The following is a 16023-nucleotide window of genomic DNA, read 5'->3' on the forward strand; positions in this document are numbered from 1 at the left end:
TCAGGCCTGCGCCGGATCTGTCCACTTGCGAAACCACCAGCGCACCCGGGAAATCGGTTTGCCATCGGCATCCAGCGGTCGCCCGTCCACGGCAAATCCTTGCTCCGGCTCCATCAACTGCCCGTTCAGATAACGCGCATCCACCGCCGGTTTGCCGTTGGGATGAAAGCGCTGATAACGCCCCTCACGCACGCCATCGCGATAGAACTCGGCCTCCGCCACTTGTCCGTCGGGAAAGTAATTGAACGCCTCGCCATGCAACAGCCCGCGCCGGTAGGTGGCCCTGCGCTGCAACCAGCCCTCGGGCGCATAGAAACTGGCGATGCCTTGCAGCTTGTCACGCACGAACGGCATCTGCGCCGAGACCTTGCCATTGGGGTGATAGAGCAGGGACGTGCCCTGCAATTCGCCCTGGCTGTAATTCAGGTCCGCCTGTTTACGCCCGTCATCCTTGATGTTCAACGGGCCGTCGAGCTGGCCGTCCTGCAATCGCCCCTTGAGGCGTTTGTCATCCTGCTGCAGATCCAGCGGTGTGATCGCCATGGCTTCTCCTTGTCAGTTGACTTGCACCAGTCCGCCCTTGATGGTCAGCATGCCGCCGCCGTCCACGGTCTGTGAGGCCGCGCCCTTGTTGGTCAGGCTGATGCCGGCGTCGTTGGTCAGTGTCGTTCCGGCCTTGTTGTCCAGCGAGGTGCCGGCCTGATTGGTCATGGCAGTGCCGGCCTTCTGGGTGATCGAGGTGCTGGCCGAAGTGGCCAGATCCGCGCCGCTCTTGATCGTGAAACTGCCGCCGCTTTGCAGCGTGAGGGTGCCGCTGACCTTGATCGTCAGGTTGCCGTCCACCGTCAGGCTGTAATCGCCGGTGACCTTGTCGGTGTAGTTGCCGCCGGTGCTGTGGTTCTGGTCGGCGCCGACCTTCACGGTGCGGCTGTCCTTCACATCGAGGCTGTCGCTGCCGGTCTGGATCGTCACGCTGCGTTTGCCTTTCTCCAGCGTCACGGTTTCGTCGCCGTCCTTGACCGTGCGGGTGCGCGCGTTCTGCACCATGAGGGTTTCATCGTGGCCGACGGTGGCGGTGGTGTCGTTGAGCACGTTGATCTTCAGATCTTTCTGCGCTTGCAGGAACACCTCTTCGGCATCCTTCTTGTCCTCGAAACGCAGCTCGTTGAAACCGCCGCCACCCTTCGAAGATTGAGTCTTGATCCCCGACTGGGTCTGGTTGGCGGGCAAGGCATAGGGCAGGGCATTGTCGCCGTTGTACACGCAACCGGTGACCAGCGGCCGATCCGGATCACCGTCGATGAAGGTCACGATGACTTCCTGACCGATGCGCGGCACGAACTGCATGCCGAAACCCTTGCCGCTCCACGGCAGCACCACGCGGACCCAGCAGGAACTGGTTTCGTCATTCTTGCCGTCGCGATCCCAAGGGAACTGCAACTTGATCCGGCCGTATTCGTCGGTCCAGATTTCCTCGCCGGACTTGCCAACGACGATGGCGGTTTGCGGATGCATGCGCGGTTTGGGCGTGAGGCGTTGCGGACGAAATGGTGTGGCCTTTGGGATCGCTTCGAAGCGATTGCGATAGCTTTCATGACTGGCGTCGTGGGTCACCCGCGTGACGACCCAATCGATGTTCAGGCTTGCGTCTTCGTGGCCGTCGAGGGTGAACCAGTGTCCCGGGATCAGCCAGCGACAGTCGCTCTCGCCGACGAAGCGTTTCTCCTCGCTGCGCAGCCCGTCAACGCGTTGTTTGGTCAACGCATCGCCCCGAGCCTTGGCGTTGTAACCGCCGGGATGCTCATAGATCGAACGCGGCCCGGCCACGGCTTCGGCCTGGCCATAGAGTGAAGTGGTCGGGGTGGTGAACTCGTAATCTGTCGCCTTGTACACGCCGGCCACGGCTTGCAGGCACACCTGACCTGAGCGGATGCCATGCAGCTCACGCTCACCCATTTTCTGACCCAGATACTTGATCTTCGGGCCGTTGGGGATCTGCACGAAGGCGTCGTTGCTGTCGCCCAGCACCAGCGTGTGCTTGCCGTCCTCGTGGGTGAAAAACCAGAAGATGCCTTCCTCTTCCAGCAACCGCGAGACGAAGGCGAAATCGGTCTCGCCGTACTGCACGCAGTACTCGCGGGGCGTGTAACTGCCGGTGAGCGAGAGTTTGAAATCGGTGAAACCGTGGGCTTTGAAGATCGTGGTGACAATGTCCGAAGTGGCGAGGTTCTGGAACACCCGGTTGTTGCTCGCCAGGGTCAGCCACCAGAGCCATGGCCTTAGAACCAGCTGATAACGCTCGGCGGTGGCGTCGGCGGGGAGCTGGCGGATCTCGGCAACCAGTGCGTCGAAGGGACGGAGCTGGGCGTCGTTGTGCAGGGTGGTGGTGACGTGGCTGGCGATGGCACTGGTCAGGGTGAGCGAGGCTTCGTCGTTGAGGCCATTGAGGATTTGCGCGCCCAACGTGTTGAGCGCTTCGTCGCCGGACAGCGACTCAGGGTAAAGCGCCGACAGCGAAGCGGCGGTGAGGGAGAGGGTGGTGTTGCTGTCGGTCGAGCGGGGCATCAACGGCTCCTCGGTTCATCAACGGACAAGGGTGAGAGGCGCCGAAGACGCTGCATGCGCCGGCCGATCAAACGCTCAAGCATCATGTGTATAGAACACCGGAAAATGGTCACTGCGCATGACTGCGCCGAACGCCATTCGAACCGGCCCGGTATTTCTCTCGACATCTACGGCGCGACGGTCGACAGAGGCACTGCATTCGGCCGTCCATTGCGCAGCATCTTCGACAAACGCGTAGTCGAGCGTCCTGACAGTCGCGATCCATATTCTTCTTAACCTGATGATTTGCCGAGGTCGTCTGCCTTGACTCAACTCCGACAGTTCAAAGGCAGTTTGTTCCGGCGTCGGCGGGATGATCCTGTGAGCTGACCGGATACTGGCATGGGTATAGCCGGGCCCTTCGGGTACCACTTTGGTCAGCACATGTTCTGCGACGACGTAGCGCTTGCTGTATGGGTTGTCAGCGTTGCGGGAGCCTAGTATCGGGGTCTTGATCTCTTCGTAGGCATTGGCCGCGTCGTAGTTCAGATCACCACCAAAGAATTTCAGTGTGCTGAGTTTTAGCATGGACAGGTTCTGGACGATGAAACCGACCGTATCGAGGATGTTCTTTGATGCCAGGTAAGAGGAGTTGGCATGATAAAAGGCAAACCCGTAGCCGGTTCCTTTGTGCCGAATGAGGATGGCGGAGCGCTGTTCGGTGGGAGAGAGCACGTATTCCGAGACCTTCTGAAACTGACCGGCCAGCTCATTGCGCACAAAGACCAGCGTACCCAGCGTGGTGGTCTTCTTCTTGCCGTCCTCTTGTAGAGAGCCCGCAATCAGTGAATAGGCATTGGACAACTCAGTCACCAGTTTCTCGTTGAGTGCGCCGGTCTTGCCTGTCTCGAACAAGGCCAGAATATCCACGCTGCGCTGCGTAAGGCAGTGTCTCAGGAACGCCAGTTTGTCCTGGTAGGCAACCGAAGGGTTGTCTCCCTGATTATCGAAATGCTGGGCATTCCACATCATGATGCGAAGCGGCATGGCTTTCTCTCCCGCGATGCTGGCAAGTTCCCTTACACCTCAACGTCTGCGGCTACGGCAGCAACCGGTGCCGGCCATGTCACTGCGTCCACTCGGGTGCCGCCAAACAACAGCCCGAACCGTGCGTTGGTGATGTCGACTTTTGACAGTGGTGGCGCGACGAGAGGGGGTTCGAATGCAGACGGACAGGTGGACTTGGTCGCGGAGGTCGCCGGGCGGGCGTCTTCCGGGGTATGGAGAGAGGCACCATTCGCCAGTATTTTCTTGTAGTTATCAATCCACTTCTGGCAGTTCTCACATGCGGCCTTTTTTCCGCCCAGGTAGATTCTTGTCTTTGGGAACTGGCCTTCAACCAGACCTTTCGTGAAAAACTTCAGAAGTGCCAATTCGGCGTGTACGTTCTCCTCGTCATTTTCGATCACGTTCACTGTCTGCGTACCGATACTGGCTAGCGAAGTGACAAGGTGAAGGCTCCCGGTCGTCGTTTTGATCTTCTTGGGGTCAATGCCTTTTCCTGCCAGTTTCTTGTAGAGCCAGGCGTGGGAGGCTTCGATGTCTTTCGGCAGACTGGCGTCCAGGTCGATGATCTTTTTGATCTTTGTGCACTGCTCCCCGGTCAGCGGTGAAGGATTGAACGACGCATTGACAGCGTGGATGTCGCGGTAGCCATCCTTGTCTTGAGCCGAATAGAAGTACTGGATGCCCAGTTGATTCAATATCAGGGCCGAGGCGCTGAAAATCTTGTGTGCCTTGTACAGGAGCTGGATCAAACTGCTGAGATTGGTGACACCGCAACTGTTCAGCATCTTGAGGACACCACCATGCTCGCCAGGGTTCGCCGCTATGAAAAGCCGTTCTTCCCCCTGGAAGAACGCGCACTGAATCTCCTGAATGTCGAAAGCCTTTGACGCGACGTAGGCGTGAGGAGCCCAGTCTTGCCCGCTGGCGAGCGATCCCAGGATGATCGAGATCTTGGCCAGATCGTATTGATTGCTCAGCTCCATGCGTGCGTTGCCTTCTGTCATTGATCAATCAAGATTTGCCTTTGAAAACGAATGCAGGCTGCTGCCCGGGCAGTCAGCGAACCGAAGGTTGATCCTTTTTCATCTGTCACAACGCCACTGCGGCACCGATGATCAAAGATTGAAGTCGGTCATTTCAATTTCCGTGACGGGAGCGTTCGTATTGGACTGTGCCGGACTGCTGGACGACGCGACCATGCTGTGACCGTCTCCGAACGTATAACCGGCCTTGGTGATTTCCTTTTTGATTTCAAGCCAGATCAATTTATAGACCTGATCGGTCGGATGAACCTCATCGATTGTGGTGGTATAGCTTGACGAGGAACTGGACTGGTCATGGCTCGATGAGCTGACGTGTGTTGACCGGCTCGGCGCAGCCCCCCACACCAGGCGGCTGTTGCTCTCGACGAGTTGTGAAATGGCTTCCTCGCTCAGGCACGTATCGATCTCGGTAACCCGGTCGTTTTGCTGGGTAGCAAGTTCTGCAAGCCTGGCGTTGAAGATGATCACGCCTTTTTCAAGTTCCTTGATTTCATGGATTTGCTTGGCGAGCTGCTCGTAGGCGCTTGACCGCTTCTTTCCAGGGTTCACGTAAAGATCGTAATCCAGAGCCGAGTCGGCCTTCTCCATGCTGCCCTGGAAACGACCTGACATGTCCTGCAGCTCAATGACGTTGGGGTTGGCCAGATCACGAAGTTTCTTCTCGGCCTTTTTCAGGCGCATGGTGTAGCGCACGGAGGTCAACGGTCGGGCGAGATTGACGAAAATGAAGGCGGACGATTTGCCATATCGCTGCGCCAGTTCCGCCAGCCGATTGCGTTGCACGGTCGCGACTTCCTGTGCCACGGTTGCCATCTGGGTGGCCGTGCAGCCTGCAGTGTAGAGATCGTTGGCACCGAACCAGATGATGAAGAGCATTCTGCCCAGCGGTTCATTGACGGCGCTGCAATCCTTGCTGAATGCATCAACCTGATCCTTGAACGTTCCGAGGAACGGCCCCTTGCTGGCCGGCGTATCACCGCAGGCGCCACCTTCGGCATAGTTTGCGTAGTAAAACGAGTCAGTGCCATCGAAGTGACTGCTCTTGCTCAGCGATGTGAATCTGGCGCTGAACTCGACGGTCGACTTCTCCGACTCGAAAATCATCTCTGACCCGGTCGCTTCCTCGATCATGAAATCGGTCCAGTTTCGGCAATCGCTGAATCGCCCGGAGGGGCTGACGTACATTTGATTGGTGGCTCTGGCGAGCTTGCCGCTTTTGGTCAGCCACTTCTTCCCGATGTCTGACAGGCTGTCTCCGAAGACGATGACCGAATTGATTTTCATGGAAAGCGCTCCCGAATCCTGATGTCCTTATGAAAAGAGAAAAAAAGAAAAGGGGACAGATCTATTTGTTTGGCGAACGGCAAAAACAAATCCACCCCCTTTGACTCAGTTACCTCCGAGCATTTTTGGCCTCAGCCGCCTTGGCCTGCTGCCACATCGGAATCGCCTTGAACGCGGTCACCATGTCGTAATCCAGCGCCACCGGTTTCGCACCTTGTGCGGTGTCCGGCCCCATCGGGGTCTTGCCGTCGCGGCTCTGGAACCAGCTCATCCAGAGTTTCGAGCCGGGTTCGGCCATGACCAGGGCCGCGTCAGGGTCACTGCCCGAAAGTGGCGGATCGATGGTTTGCGGTGGGTAGCTGGAGGTGGGCAGCAGGAAAGCGGTCATCGGATATTGGGCGCTGCTGTGGCAGCCCAGGCATCCGGCACTGGCCAGTCCGGCCGGGAAGTAGTGCGAACCGGTCCAGGCCGGGGTTACGACGGCGCCGTCATTCGGGCCGGACAAGCGACCGTCCCATCCCAGGGTGGAGACCGAATAGGCTGGCGATTTGGGATTGACCCAGTTTTCGCTGAGTTTCTGATTGATCGTGACCGGCGGCGTCAGCGCGGTGGGCGCGGTGTTGATGACGTCCGGGTTGCCACCCCAGGTGGCGCCCAGCGGGATCATCTTGTCCCAGGCGTCTTTACCCGGCGCGTTCTTGTCGTAGACCAGCGTCGAAAACACCCAACCGGTTTGCGGGGACGCGACGCTGTCCTTGACGATGATGTCGAACTGCATCAGCGACACTTTGGTCATCGCCGGTTGAGTGGTGGTGCCCTTGAAGTCTTTGCCGACGCATTGGGTTTTATTCAGCGCGCTGCCATTGCTGGTGTTTACCGGTGCGTAGATTTCCCACTGGGCGGCGCCTTCCATGGGGGCCCAATCGCTGCCACAAGCACTGACCATCGCGAACTTGATGATGACGCTGCCTTCGGCAAACTGCGTGGTGTTCGTTTCCAGCACCGGATTCATCGCGCGTTCAGGGGTTTTGCCCCAGATATCGCCAAGGGTTTTCGCCGCGCGGGTGTCGTACAGCGTCAGCACATACGTGGTCACGGGCAGGGTCTGATCCGTCAGCGTGCCGGCGGGAAAGCCTGACCCGACATACACGCCACGAATGGGCTCACGTTCTATGCCCAGCCAGATCGAGTCGTACCAGCCACTGCCCTTGTAGTTCCAGTTCGCGTAGTCGTAGACGATCTTGCGCATGTCAGGCGAGACGTAGTCTTTGAGTGCCTGAACGTAGGCACCGGCGTTGGCCTGGGTGATCTTGCCGTTGCCGGTGGTCTTGCTCCACGGGAAGGAAGTGCCGGCCGGTAACTGGGTCGGATAATCATGGCTGAGCGTGAACAGCGGCCCCTCGTAGTCCGGCGGCGGGGAAATGGCCGAGGTCAGAAAGGGGTCGATCTGCAGGTTCGCGTCATTGAGCTTTTCGACGGTGGAGGTCAGGAAGGATACCTTGCCCACCAGCTCGTCTTCAGAATGTCGAGTGTCCGCCTGGGCGGACAACGGTATTGCGATACAGGCGCCCAGCAGACTCATCGGGTATTTCAGGCTTTTTTTCATGACATTATCCTTGTCAGTTTTGGAAGAACGCCTTCCTTTCATCACGGTTTTCGTGCGCTTGCTGCGGACGCGGGGCGTTACTCCAACACCCACTCCGCCAATTTCCCTGTCACCTGCGTCATCAACACGTTCTCGACATCCCGCGCGCCTGCTGCGCTGCATTTGGCGAGCACGGCTTTGACGATTCCCGAATCAAATTCGAACTGCTTGCCGGTCGCTGCCTTGTAGCGGCCACGCAATTTCTCCAGTTTCGCCAGCACAATCCCTTCCAGCGTCTGCTCATCCAGCGGTCGATACGCGACCACCGTCATGCGCGCCAGAAACGCCGGGCGGAAGGCTTGCAGGAGGACTTTGTGCAGCGTTTCGTTGAAGGCTTCCGAGCCAAGTTGTGCAGTCGGTGTATCGAGCAGCAACTCAGCGCCGACATTGCTGGTGGCGAGCATCACAGTGTTCTTGAAGTCGACCACCAACCCGGTGCCGTCTTCCATCAAGCCCTTGTCGAACACGTTGTAAAACGCTTCCAGCACATCCGGATGCGCCTTCTCGATTTCATCCAGCAACACCACCGAATACGGTTTGCGCCGCACGGCCTCGGTCAGTACGCCGCCGCTGCCATAACCGACATAGCCGGGCGGCGCGCCTTTGAGCTGGCTGACGGTATGGGCTTCCTGATACTCCGAGAGATTGATGCTGATCAGGTTGCGCTCGCCGCCGTACAAGGCGTCGGCCAGCGCATACGCGGTTTCGGTTTTACCGACGCCCGTGGGGCCGACCAGCAGAAACACGCCGACCGGTTTTTGCGGATCGGTCAGCCCGGCTCGGTAGGCCTGCAAGCGTTGCGCGATGGTGTTGAGCGCAGTGCTCTGACCCATCACGCGCTGGCCCATGCGTGTGCCGAGCGTGCGCACGGCGTGGGCTTCGTCGGCGAGCATTTTGCCGACGGGGATGCCGGTCCAGCCGGCGATCACGGCGGCGACGGTTTTGCCGTCGACCTGTTCGGGCACAAGCGGGTCGTCCTGGCGAATCGCATCGAGCCCGGCTTCCAGGCGCAGCAGTTCGGCGGCCAGATGATCGATGCGACTGTCGGTGGCTTCGTCGGGTTTGTCGCTGTCGGCGCGTTCACTGAGGTCGAGCAATTCGCGGCGGGTATCGAGCAGTTCGCGCACGGCGACGCGCTCTTCGCCCCAGCGGGTTTCCAGTTCGCGGATGGCCTGGACGTTGGTCTTCGATTCGCTTTCCAGCAGGGTGATGCGCTCGCGGTGATCGAGCCCCGTGGCCTGTTCCCGGCGCAGGCGTTCAACTTCTTCTTTGAGGCTTTGCTGACGGTGGCGCAGGCTCTCCAGCGGAGGCGGTACATCATGCTGGCCGAGGGCGACCCGGGCGCAGGCGGTGTCGAGCACGCTGATGGCTTTGTCCGGCAACTGGCGGCCAGAGATATAGCGATGCGAGAGTTTCACCGCTTCGTGGATTGCCGCATCCAGAACCTGCACGCCGTGGTGCTGTTCGAGTTTGGCGGCGACGCCACGGAGCATTTCCACGGCGGTGATTTCATCCGGTTCTTCCACCTGCACCAGCTGAAAGCGGCGGGCGAGGGCCGGATCTTTCTCGAAATATTTTTTGTATTCCATCCAGGTCGTGGCGGCCAACGTGCGCAATTCACCTCGGGCCAGCGCGGGTTTGAGCAGGTTGGCCGCATCGCTGCCACCTTCGGCACCGCCAGCGCCGATCAAGGTGTGGGCCTCGTCGATGAACAGGATGATCGGCTTGTCGGCGCTGCGAACCGCGTCGATCACCCCTTTGAGTCGCTGCTCGAATTCGCCTTTGACCCCGGCCCCGGCCTGCAACAGTCCGAGATCGAGCACCCGCAAACTGACTTCCTGCAACGACGGCGGCACGTCCCCGGCGGCGATGCGCAGCGCCAGGCCTTCGACCACGGCGGTTTTGCCGACTCCGGGTGCACCGACCAGAATCGGGTTGTTCTGCCGACGCCTCAGAAGAATGTCGATGCACTGGCGGATTTCGCCATCGCGACCGACGATCGGGTCGATGCGCCCGGCATGGGCGTCGGCGGTCAGATCCTGGGTGTATTGATCGAGCACCGAGTCTTGCCGTGGCGTTGGACTCCCCGAAGACACGGAGCGCGGGCCAACATGCTCGCGGGAGTTTTCCGTCCACTCCAGCAGGTTTGCACGCAGCGCTTCTTTTGGAATGCGCAGCAGTGACGAGGCACTGTTGAGCAACAGGCTGCGACGCTCGTCACGGTCGATCAACGCCAATAAAAGCAGCCCGGAACGAATGCTGTCGATGCCCAGCACACTGGCCTGCACCACGGCGTCTTCCAGCAATCCCAAGGTATGCGAAGACAACGCTGGTGTGCGCGTGCTGCCGGCCTTGAACAGGTCCAGCGCCTTGTTGATCTCCGCCGTCAGCGCATCCCGTTCCAGCCCGAAGCGCGGCAACAGAAAGGCAAAATCGCCGCCCTCGATATCCAGCAACTCCAGCAACAAATGCTCGATCTCGACAAAGTGATGCCCGCGCTGCAAGCACCGTTGCGCGGCGCGTTCGAGGGCGCGGCGGTTGTCCGGGTTGAGGCGTCCGATCAGGCTGGCCAGTTCCATTTCAGGTGATCTCCAGCTGACGCAGGCGGGTTTCGATCCGTTGCACGGCCAGGCTGGTCTGCCGTTGCAGGCCGCCGTTCCAGCTCAACAGGGTCGGGGTTTGTCGGCCGAGTTGCAGCGGCCCGGCACCGCGCACCAGCAGCACCAGTTTCACGTCCAGATCCGGGCCGAAATACAGCGCAGCAAGGCTGGCCAGTGCCGGATGCGCCTCACCGTCAGGCAAGAAGCGCGCGGCCTGCGTCGATGGCAGTGGTCCCAGCGTCAAACGAATTCCGGCATGTTCATCCCAGACCCGAGTACCGGCGACAGCGCTGCGGCCAAGTTGCAGATTGCGTCCGCCAGCCTTCATGACGCTGCGGCTGGCGCGTGGAATCTCACGCCACGCCCCCTCATAAGCACTCAGTTCCACCGCCACGGAAAACTGCTCACGGACAATCGCCGCGAACCCCGCCAATGACCGGCGGCCATCGGCGTACAACGCGGTGCAGGCCAGAACGGCGCAGTCGGGAATTGCCTGGCGCTCTTGCAGGGACTTGGGCAACAACCCGGTCAGCGCCCGCAGTTGCGCCTGCACCGGCGAGGCGCCGGGCGTGGTGAAACCGAGGGCGATCCGGTGTTTGCGCATCACCTTGTACAGCAGGCTCAGCAGCCGATGCTGGAACAGGTCGAGGAATTCGACGGGCGCATGATCCTTGGCCCGCGCCCGTTGTTGCAGCCATTCCTGATAAGCGTAAGGCAGCGGGCCGTCGGGGCCGCCGAGGCCGAACATCGGCGAGTTCAGGGTCAGCGGTTCACCGGGGTTTTCCTCCAGGCTTTCGATCTGACTGGCGGCGAACAACGGCGTCAGCGGCCCGCGTAATTTCAGCGCTTCGGCCTGTGGCGATGTACCCGAACCGAGGGCGTCGGCCTGGGGCTGTTCGCGCTCCAGCAACAGCAACGCCTGCAACCATTCGAACGCCTGCGGATCACGGCGCAGGCGCTGGCTCAGGGTCAGAGCGACAGGGGCATGCCGGCTTGGGGTTGCCATGCCTTGACCTCCTTGTCTGCCTGCATGAGCACCGTGCGCATAAAACGATTGGCCGTGGCGTACACCGAAAAGAATTGCGCGAGTACCGCTGAAAACAACACCGCGCTGCTGCCGACGAAATGCTGTGGATCGAGCTGCAATTGCACTTCAAGTCCATTACGCCAACCACGCCAGGCGTCGGCGCCGACATGGCCGATCACTCGTTCACAACCGAGGCTCAACAAGCCATCGATCTGGCGCAGGGCGCTGGCCTCATCGCGCAGGTTGTGCAGGGTCAGGATTTCCTTCAGCGCATCCAGTGCCTGTGGCCCTTCGACCAGCGACAGATGATTGAGGGTCAGTTGCGACACCAGCCGCCAGCGCGAATCACCGTCCAGACGCGGCAGGCTTTGCGGGCTCGGCGGATTTCGCAGGCGTGCCCACGCCACCGGGCCCGGCCGTTCGAAACCCAGCGGCGTACCGGCGGGCAGGCTCTGGGCCAGATGCCGATTGGTGCACAGCAGTTCGGCGGTCAGGCTGTAATCGGGCAGGTCGGTCTGCGGTTCGAAACGGGTGTCGACGACGCTGACCAGAAGGTCGCTGCCGAGCCGGTTCGGCGTCTGCCCGATGACCCGTCGCGCATGCCAGTAACGTTGCCGGTCACCGCTGCTGTGCTGGCTGCCGAAATACGCCGGCAGCCGTTGCACCCCGCTGGCGGAGCTGGCGCGGATGCTGCGAATGCTGTGGATTTCGACGCTGTTTTCCCGGTGGCTGTCGGCGATCAGGCGATATTCGCTGCGGGTGCCATCGGGCCGCAGCGGCTCTGAGGTCCGTGGGAACAGGTTGATCACCGGCGCGCAGCCGAGGGCGATATCGCTGGCCTGCAGGTGCAATCGGCCGGCCGGAGCACTATCAAAAACGATGTACAGATACAGCGTCTGGCTGTCACTCGAAACACCGGACAGCGGCAGATCAAAGAAGTGGAATTTCTCCGGGAACGCGAAGTACTCGGCCAGCAGACGCATGCCCGGATGCACGCCGTCTTCGTCCGGCAGCAGCACTTCGTCGTCGGCGAAACCGACGATCTTCGGCAGGCCTTTCACGCCGGCGGGAATGCTCCCCGGCGAGCCGGCCAACACCTGCACCGCGTGGGCGCCGAGCAGGTCATAGAGACTGGCGTTGACCACCGGTGACGCGGCCAGGTGAATGCGCAGTTGTTCGATGCCAAGCTCCGACCACTGACTGTCGCCGAGGCAACGCAGACTCAGGCGCAACGCCGAGCGGGACTGCGCCACACCGGTCAGCGCCTGCGCTTCATCGCTGCCCAGCAACAAGGCTTCGCTGACTTCGACCGGCCACAACCGCACGGCAGCACTGGTGCGAAAGTGAATGCTTTCGCCCTTGCTGGTGGTGACGAACAACGGCGTGTCCCGGGGCAGGGGATAGCCGCCGTCGAGTTTGCCTTTGCTCGGGTCCGGCTCGAACTGGACGATCGCGCAGGACGGCAACGGGCGCATGGCCAGGGGATAAAGCTGTTCGAGCAATGCGTCGCTGAATTCGGCGTAGTCGTCATCCAGCCGCCGTTGCAGGCGTGCGGCGAGCAAAGCGAAACCTTCGAGCAAACGTTCGACGTGCGGGTCCGGACATTCGCCGGGAGACAACTCCAGACGTCGCGCGACTTTCGGATAGCGCTCGGCAAACTGTCCGCCGGCATGTCGCAGCCAGGTCAGTTCGCGCTGGTAGTAGTCGAGCAGTTGCGGGTCAATCGAGTCGCTCATGGCGCACCTCCAGCCCTTCGTTGCCGGGCTCGATGACAAATGCCACCGGCCAGTGCTGCGAGCCGCTGCGCAACTCGCCGACCAGACGAATGCTCAGGCGCTGCGGGTGCTCGGGCAGGGGATTGACCTGAACCTCGCCCAGCAGCAGGCGCGGTTCGAAATGGGTGATGGCTTCGCGAATGTCCCGGGTCAGCCGACGACGGTCATCGCTGCGCTGTTGTTGCAGGGCGCTCCAGTCGGCGATGCCGTAGTCGATGACGCTGGGCGGGGAGGTGAGGGGGCGCGGGCCACGGCGGGTGTTGAACAGGCGCGCCAGTTCGGTGTGCACCGAATCGAGCAGGCCCTGGCGATCGAACGCCTGCACGCCATCCGCCTCGCTGGACGCGAGGCGTTCGAACAGCGGCGGGAGAATCCCCGTGCCTGCCATGGCCGTTGCGTCCGGTTACTTGCTGGCCTTGTTCGCGGCCAGGTCCCAGACCGTGCCGGCGGTACCTTCCTTGGTGCCGTCGTCTTTTTGCGCGGTGAGTTCCCATTTGATCTTGGTGAAGTTCAGGGAAAGCGTCTCCACCGGTTTGCCACCGGTGCCGCCACTGACGCTGACGTTGGAGATCACCACATTGGTCAGGGTGTAGATGATGAACGGCATGATCTGCCCGCTGCCTTCGGCGGCGTTGCGACCGATGGTGATCTTGGCTTCCGGGATCGGCTTGCCGGCGCAGCAATACTCGTTGAGCGAGGGGGTCGAACTGTCGATGAATTTGGTCAGGGTAAATTCACCGATGTGCGGCCGGCCGGAGGTGCGCTCCGAGTTGCTGACGTCGTTGGTCACCTGCATCGCCACGTTGTGGCTGTAAGACATGACTTCGATCTTGTCCTTGTAGCCCTCGAGCAGACTGTCGCCTTTGATGTCGCCGCCGAGGTCGAGAATGATTGCATCCATCGCTTGAAACTCCTGAAAGGTGTCGCGCTAGGCAAACGGGAGGCGCCCGCAGGAAAATCCTGCGGGCGTGTGCAGGTCAGGCGGCGACCGGTGGCGGCAGGGTCGCAACCAGGCGGATCGACGCGGTCAGCTCTTCGAGCTGGAAGTGCGGCCGCAGGAACACCGTCGCGCGATAGGCACCGGGCTTGCCGGCGACTTCGGTGACGTCCACCCGCGCTTCACGCAACGGGTATTGCGCCTTGATTTCCTGCGGGGCGTTGTCGTTGATCAGCACGTAGTCGGCGATCCAGTTGTTGAGGTAGGTCTGCACGTTGTCGCGGGTCATGAAACTGCCGACCTTGTCGCGCATGATCACCTTCAGGTAATGGGCGAAACGCGAGGCCGCGAGCACGTACGGCAACATCGCCGAGATCCGTGCGTTGGCGTTGGCCTCGTTGGTGTTGTAGACCTTGGACTTGTTGGTGGTCTGGCCGCCGAAGAACACCGCGATGTCGCTGTTCTTCTTGTGGCACAGGGCGATGAAGCCGAGGTCGTTGAGCTCCTTCTCGCGGCGGTCGGTGATCGCCACTTCGGTCGGGCATTTCAGCGACAGGTCGCCGGAGCTGGTGCGGAAGGTGTGCGCCGGCAGGCCTTCGACCGCGCCGCCCCCTTCAGCGCCACGGATCGCCGCGCACCAGCCGTATTTGGCAAAGGCTTCGGTGATGCGTTGCGACAGCGCCCACGCGGCGTTGCCCCACAGGTATTTGCTGTGGTCGGTGCCGTTGGTGTCTTCGACGTAGTTGATGCCTTCCACTGGCGATGTGTCCGGGCCGTAAGGCAGACGCAGCAGGAAGTGCGGCAGCACCAGGGAGACGTAACGCGAGTCTTCGCTTTCACGGAACGAGCGCCACTTGATCAGTTCCTGGCTCTCGAACACTTTCGACAGGTCACGCGGCACGGCCAGTTCGGTGAAGCTGTTCATGTCGAACAGCCGTGGGCTTGCGGCAGCGATGAACGGGGCGTGGGCAGCGGCGGCGACGTTCGACAGTTTCTCCAGCAGGCCGATGTCCTGCGGGTGTCGGCCGAAGGTGTAGTCACCCACCAGCAGGCTGAACGGGTGACCACCGAAGGTGCCGTATTCCTCTTCATAGATCTTTTTGAACAGCGCGCTCTGGTCGAACTCGACGGCTTTTTCCAGATCGTTCTGCAGCTCTTTCTGGGTCACGTTGAGCAGGCGCAGTTTCAGCCGGGTGCTGGTTTCGGTGTTCTGCACCAGCATGTGCAGGCCACGCCAGGACGCTTCGAGTTTTTGCAGGTCCGGGTGATGCAGCACCTCGTTGAGCTGGGCGCTGATCAGCTCGTCGATCTGGCTGATGCGGTCGTTGATCATCGCCACGGTGTCCTTGTCGATGGCCATGCCTTCGTCGAGCACCTGGGTGGCGAATTCCGCGAGCATGTCGCGGGCGTAATCCTGCTGACTGTCGTCATGGGCCATGCGGCCCTCGGCGATGATTCGATCGAGCAGGGATAAAGTCTCGGCAGCAGCATTTTCGCTGGCTTGATTCTGGGCGGCGGCGGGCATGGCGAATTCTTCCTCGGTCAGGTGGACGATCAGGCTTGCGGTTCGGCCGGAGCTTCGGCATCAGCGGCCGGGACAGCGGTGTCCGGGCGGGCCGACTTGATCTCTTGCAAGCCTTCGGTGTTGGCGATGACGTCGCGCAGCAGCTTGTCCAGATCATCGTTGCCGTCGAGTTTGGTCAGCAGATCGCGCAGGCGCTGACGGGCTTCGAACAGGCGGCGCAGCGGGGTGACTTGCTCCACCACCTTGACCGGATCGAAGTCGTCGATGTGCTTGAAGTTGAGTTCGATGTTGAGCTTGCTGTCGTCGCCGCTGAGGGTGTTGTTGACTTGCAGCGTGGCGCGGGGAGCGATGGAGGCGAGGACGTCGTTGAAGTTGTCGCGGTCGATTTCGGTGAAACGGCGTTCGGTCAGTTTTGCCAATGGTTCGAGCGGCTTGCCCGAGAGGTCGGCCAGGATGCCGACCACCAGCGGCAATTCTTTTTTCTCGATGGCGTTGCCGATTTCGACGTCATAGGTGATTTGCACTCGGGGCGGGCGAACCCGGTCGAGCTTGTGCTGGGTACTTTCTGCCATGTC

The 16023-nt window shown here is 60.9% G+C and carries 13 protein-coding genes; all 13 read right to left on the minus strand.

Annotation, left to right across the window (positions count from 1 at the left end):
* Complete coding sequence (locus AC1RT4_RS02295; protein WP_493083256.1) at window positions 1-543, minus strand: toxin-antitoxin system YwqK family antitoxin; 543 nt, start codon at window positions 541-543, stop codon at window positions 1-3.
* Between the two features lie 12 nt (window positions 544-555).
* Window positions 556-2565, minus strand: a complete 2010-nt coding sequence (locus AC1RT4_RS02300) for a type VI secretion system Vgr family protein (protein WP_493083258.1) — start codon at window positions 2563-2565, stop codon at window positions 556-558.
* 75 nt (window positions 2566-2640) lie between these two features.
* Complete coding sequence (locus tag AC1RT4_RS02305) at window positions 2641-3591, minus strand: hypothetical protein (protein ID WP_493083260.1); 951 nt, start codon at window positions 3589-3591, stop codon at window positions 2641-2643.
* Between the two features lie 32 nt (window positions 3592-3623).
* Window positions 3624-4595, minus strand: coding sequence for a hypothetical protein (locus AC1RT4_RS02310; protein ID WP_493083262.1), 972 nt, complete (start codon window positions 4593-4595; stop codon window positions 3624-3626).
* A gap of 132 nt (window positions 4596-4727) precedes the next feature.
* Window positions 4728-5939 carry an SGNH/GDSL hydrolase family protein gene (locus tag AC1RT4_RS02315; RefSeq protein ID WP_493083264.1) on the minus strand — a complete coding sequence of 404 codons (1212 nt, stop codon included), beginning with the start codon at window positions 5937-5939 and terminating at the stop codon, window positions 4728-4730.
* 109 nt (window positions 5940-6048) lie between these two features.
* A complete protein-coding gene (locus AC1RT4_RS02320; protein WP_493083266.1) occupies window positions 6049-7545 on the minus strand; it encodes a hypothetical protein in 1497 nt (498 codons plus the stop codon).
* A 77-nt stretch (window positions 7546-7622) separates the two neighbouring features.
* Window positions 7623-10163 carry a type VI secretion system ATPase TssH gene (tssH, locus tag AC1RT4_RS02325; RefSeq protein WP_493083268.1) on the minus strand — a complete coding sequence of 847 codons (2541 nt, stop codon included), beginning with the start codon at window positions 10161-10163 and terminating at the stop codon, window positions 7623-7625.
* A gap of 1 nt (window position 10164) precedes the next feature.
* The gene (gene tssG, locus AC1RT4_RS02330) at window positions 10165-11190 is read right to left on the minus strand and encodes a type VI secretion system baseplate subunit TssG (protein ID WP_493083270.1); all 1026 of its coding nucleotides are present in this window, start codon (window positions 11188-11190) and stop codon (window positions 10165-10167) included.
* Window positions 11154-12947, minus strand: a complete 1794-nt coding sequence (tssF, locus tag AC1RT4_RS02335) for a type VI secretion system baseplate subunit TssF (RefSeq protein WP_493083272.1) — start codon at window positions 12945-12947, stop codon at window positions 11154-11156. Before tssF ends, tssG begins: the two co-directional genes overlap by 37 nt.
* Entirely contained in the window at window positions 12931-13374 is a 444-nt protein-coding gene (gene tssE, locus AC1RT4_RS02340; RefSeq protein ID WP_493083274.1) for a type VI secretion system baseplate subunit TssE, read from the minus strand. Before tssE ends, tssF begins: the two co-directional genes overlap by 17 nt.
* Before the next feature lie 15 nt (window positions 13375-13389).
* Entirely contained in the window at window positions 13390-13887 is a 498-nt protein-coding gene (locus AC1RT4_RS02345; protein WP_025111453.1) for an Hcp family type VI secretion system effector, read from the minus strand.
* A 76-nt stretch (window positions 13888-13963) separates the two neighbouring features.
* A complete protein-coding gene (gene tssC, locus AC1RT4_RS02350; RefSeq protein WP_039767165.1) occupies window positions 13964-15448 on the minus strand; it encodes a type VI secretion system contractile sheath large subunit in 1485 nt (494 codons plus the stop codon).
* A gap of 29 nt (window positions 15449-15477) precedes the next feature.
* Window positions 15478-16020, minus strand: a complete 543-nt coding sequence (tssB, locus tag AC1RT4_RS02355; protein ID WP_007958861.1) for a type VI secretion system contractile sheath small subunit — start codon at window positions 16018-16020, stop codon at window positions 15478-15480.
* Window positions 16021-16023 lie beyond the last annotated feature (3 nt).

Source organism: Pseudomonas sp. GW821-FHT11D10, assembly GCF_058808435.1.

Excerpts from the sequence above, each read along its gene's own strand:
- AC1RT4_RS02315 (WP_493083264.1), bottom strand. The coding sequence starts at position 5,939 with ATGAAAATCAATTCGGTCATCGTCTTCGGAGACAGCCTGTCAGACATC.
- AC1RT4_RS02295 (WP_493083256.1), bottom strand. The coding sequence starts at position 543 with ATGGCGATCACACCGCTGGATCTGCAGCAGGATGACAAACGCCTCAAG.
- AC1RT4_RS02345 (WP_025111453.1), bottom strand. The coding sequence starts at position 13,887 with ATGGATGCAATCATTCTCGACCTCGGCGGCGACATCAAAGGCGACAGT.
- tssH (WP_493083268.1), bottom strand. The coding sequence starts at position 10,163 with ATGGAACTGGCCAGCCTGATCGGACGCCTCAACCCGGACAACCGCCGC.
- AC1RT4_RS02320 (WP_493083266.1), bottom strand. The coding sequence starts at position 7,545 with ATGAAAAAAAGCCTGAAATACCCGATGAGTCTGCTGGGCGCCTGTATC.
- AC1RT4_RS02300 (WP_493083258.1), bottom strand. The coding sequence starts at position 2,565 with ATGCCCCGCTCGACCGACAGCAACACCACCCTCTCCCTCACCGCCGCT.
- AC1RT4_RS02305 (WP_493083260.1), bottom strand. The coding sequence starts at position 3,591 with ATGCCGCTTCGCATCATGATGTGGAATGCCCAGCATTTCGATAATCAG.
- tssE (WP_493083274.1), bottom strand. The coding sequence starts at position 13,374 with ATGGCAGGCACGGGGATTCTCCCGCCGCTGTTCGAACGCCTCGCGTCC.
- AC1RT4_RS02310 (WP_493083262.1), bottom strand. The coding sequence starts at position 4,595 with ATGGAGCTGAGCAATCAATACGATCTGGCCAAGATCTCGATCATCCTG.
- tssC (WP_039767165.1), bottom strand. The coding sequence starts at position 15,448 with ATGCCCGCCGCCGCCCAGAATCAAGCCAGCGAAAATGCTGCTGCCGAG.
- tssF (WP_493083272.1), bottom strand. The coding sequence starts at position 12,947 with ATGAGCGACTCGATTGACCCGCAACTGCTCGACTACTACCAGCGCGAA.
- tssB (WP_007958861.1), bottom strand. The coding sequence starts at position 16,020 with ATGGCAGAAAGTACCCAGCACAAGCTCGACCGGGTTCGCCCGCCCCGA.
- tssG (WP_493083270.1), bottom strand. The coding sequence starts at position 11,190 with ATGGCAACCCCAAGCCGGCATGCCCCTGTCGCTCTGACCCTGAGCCAG.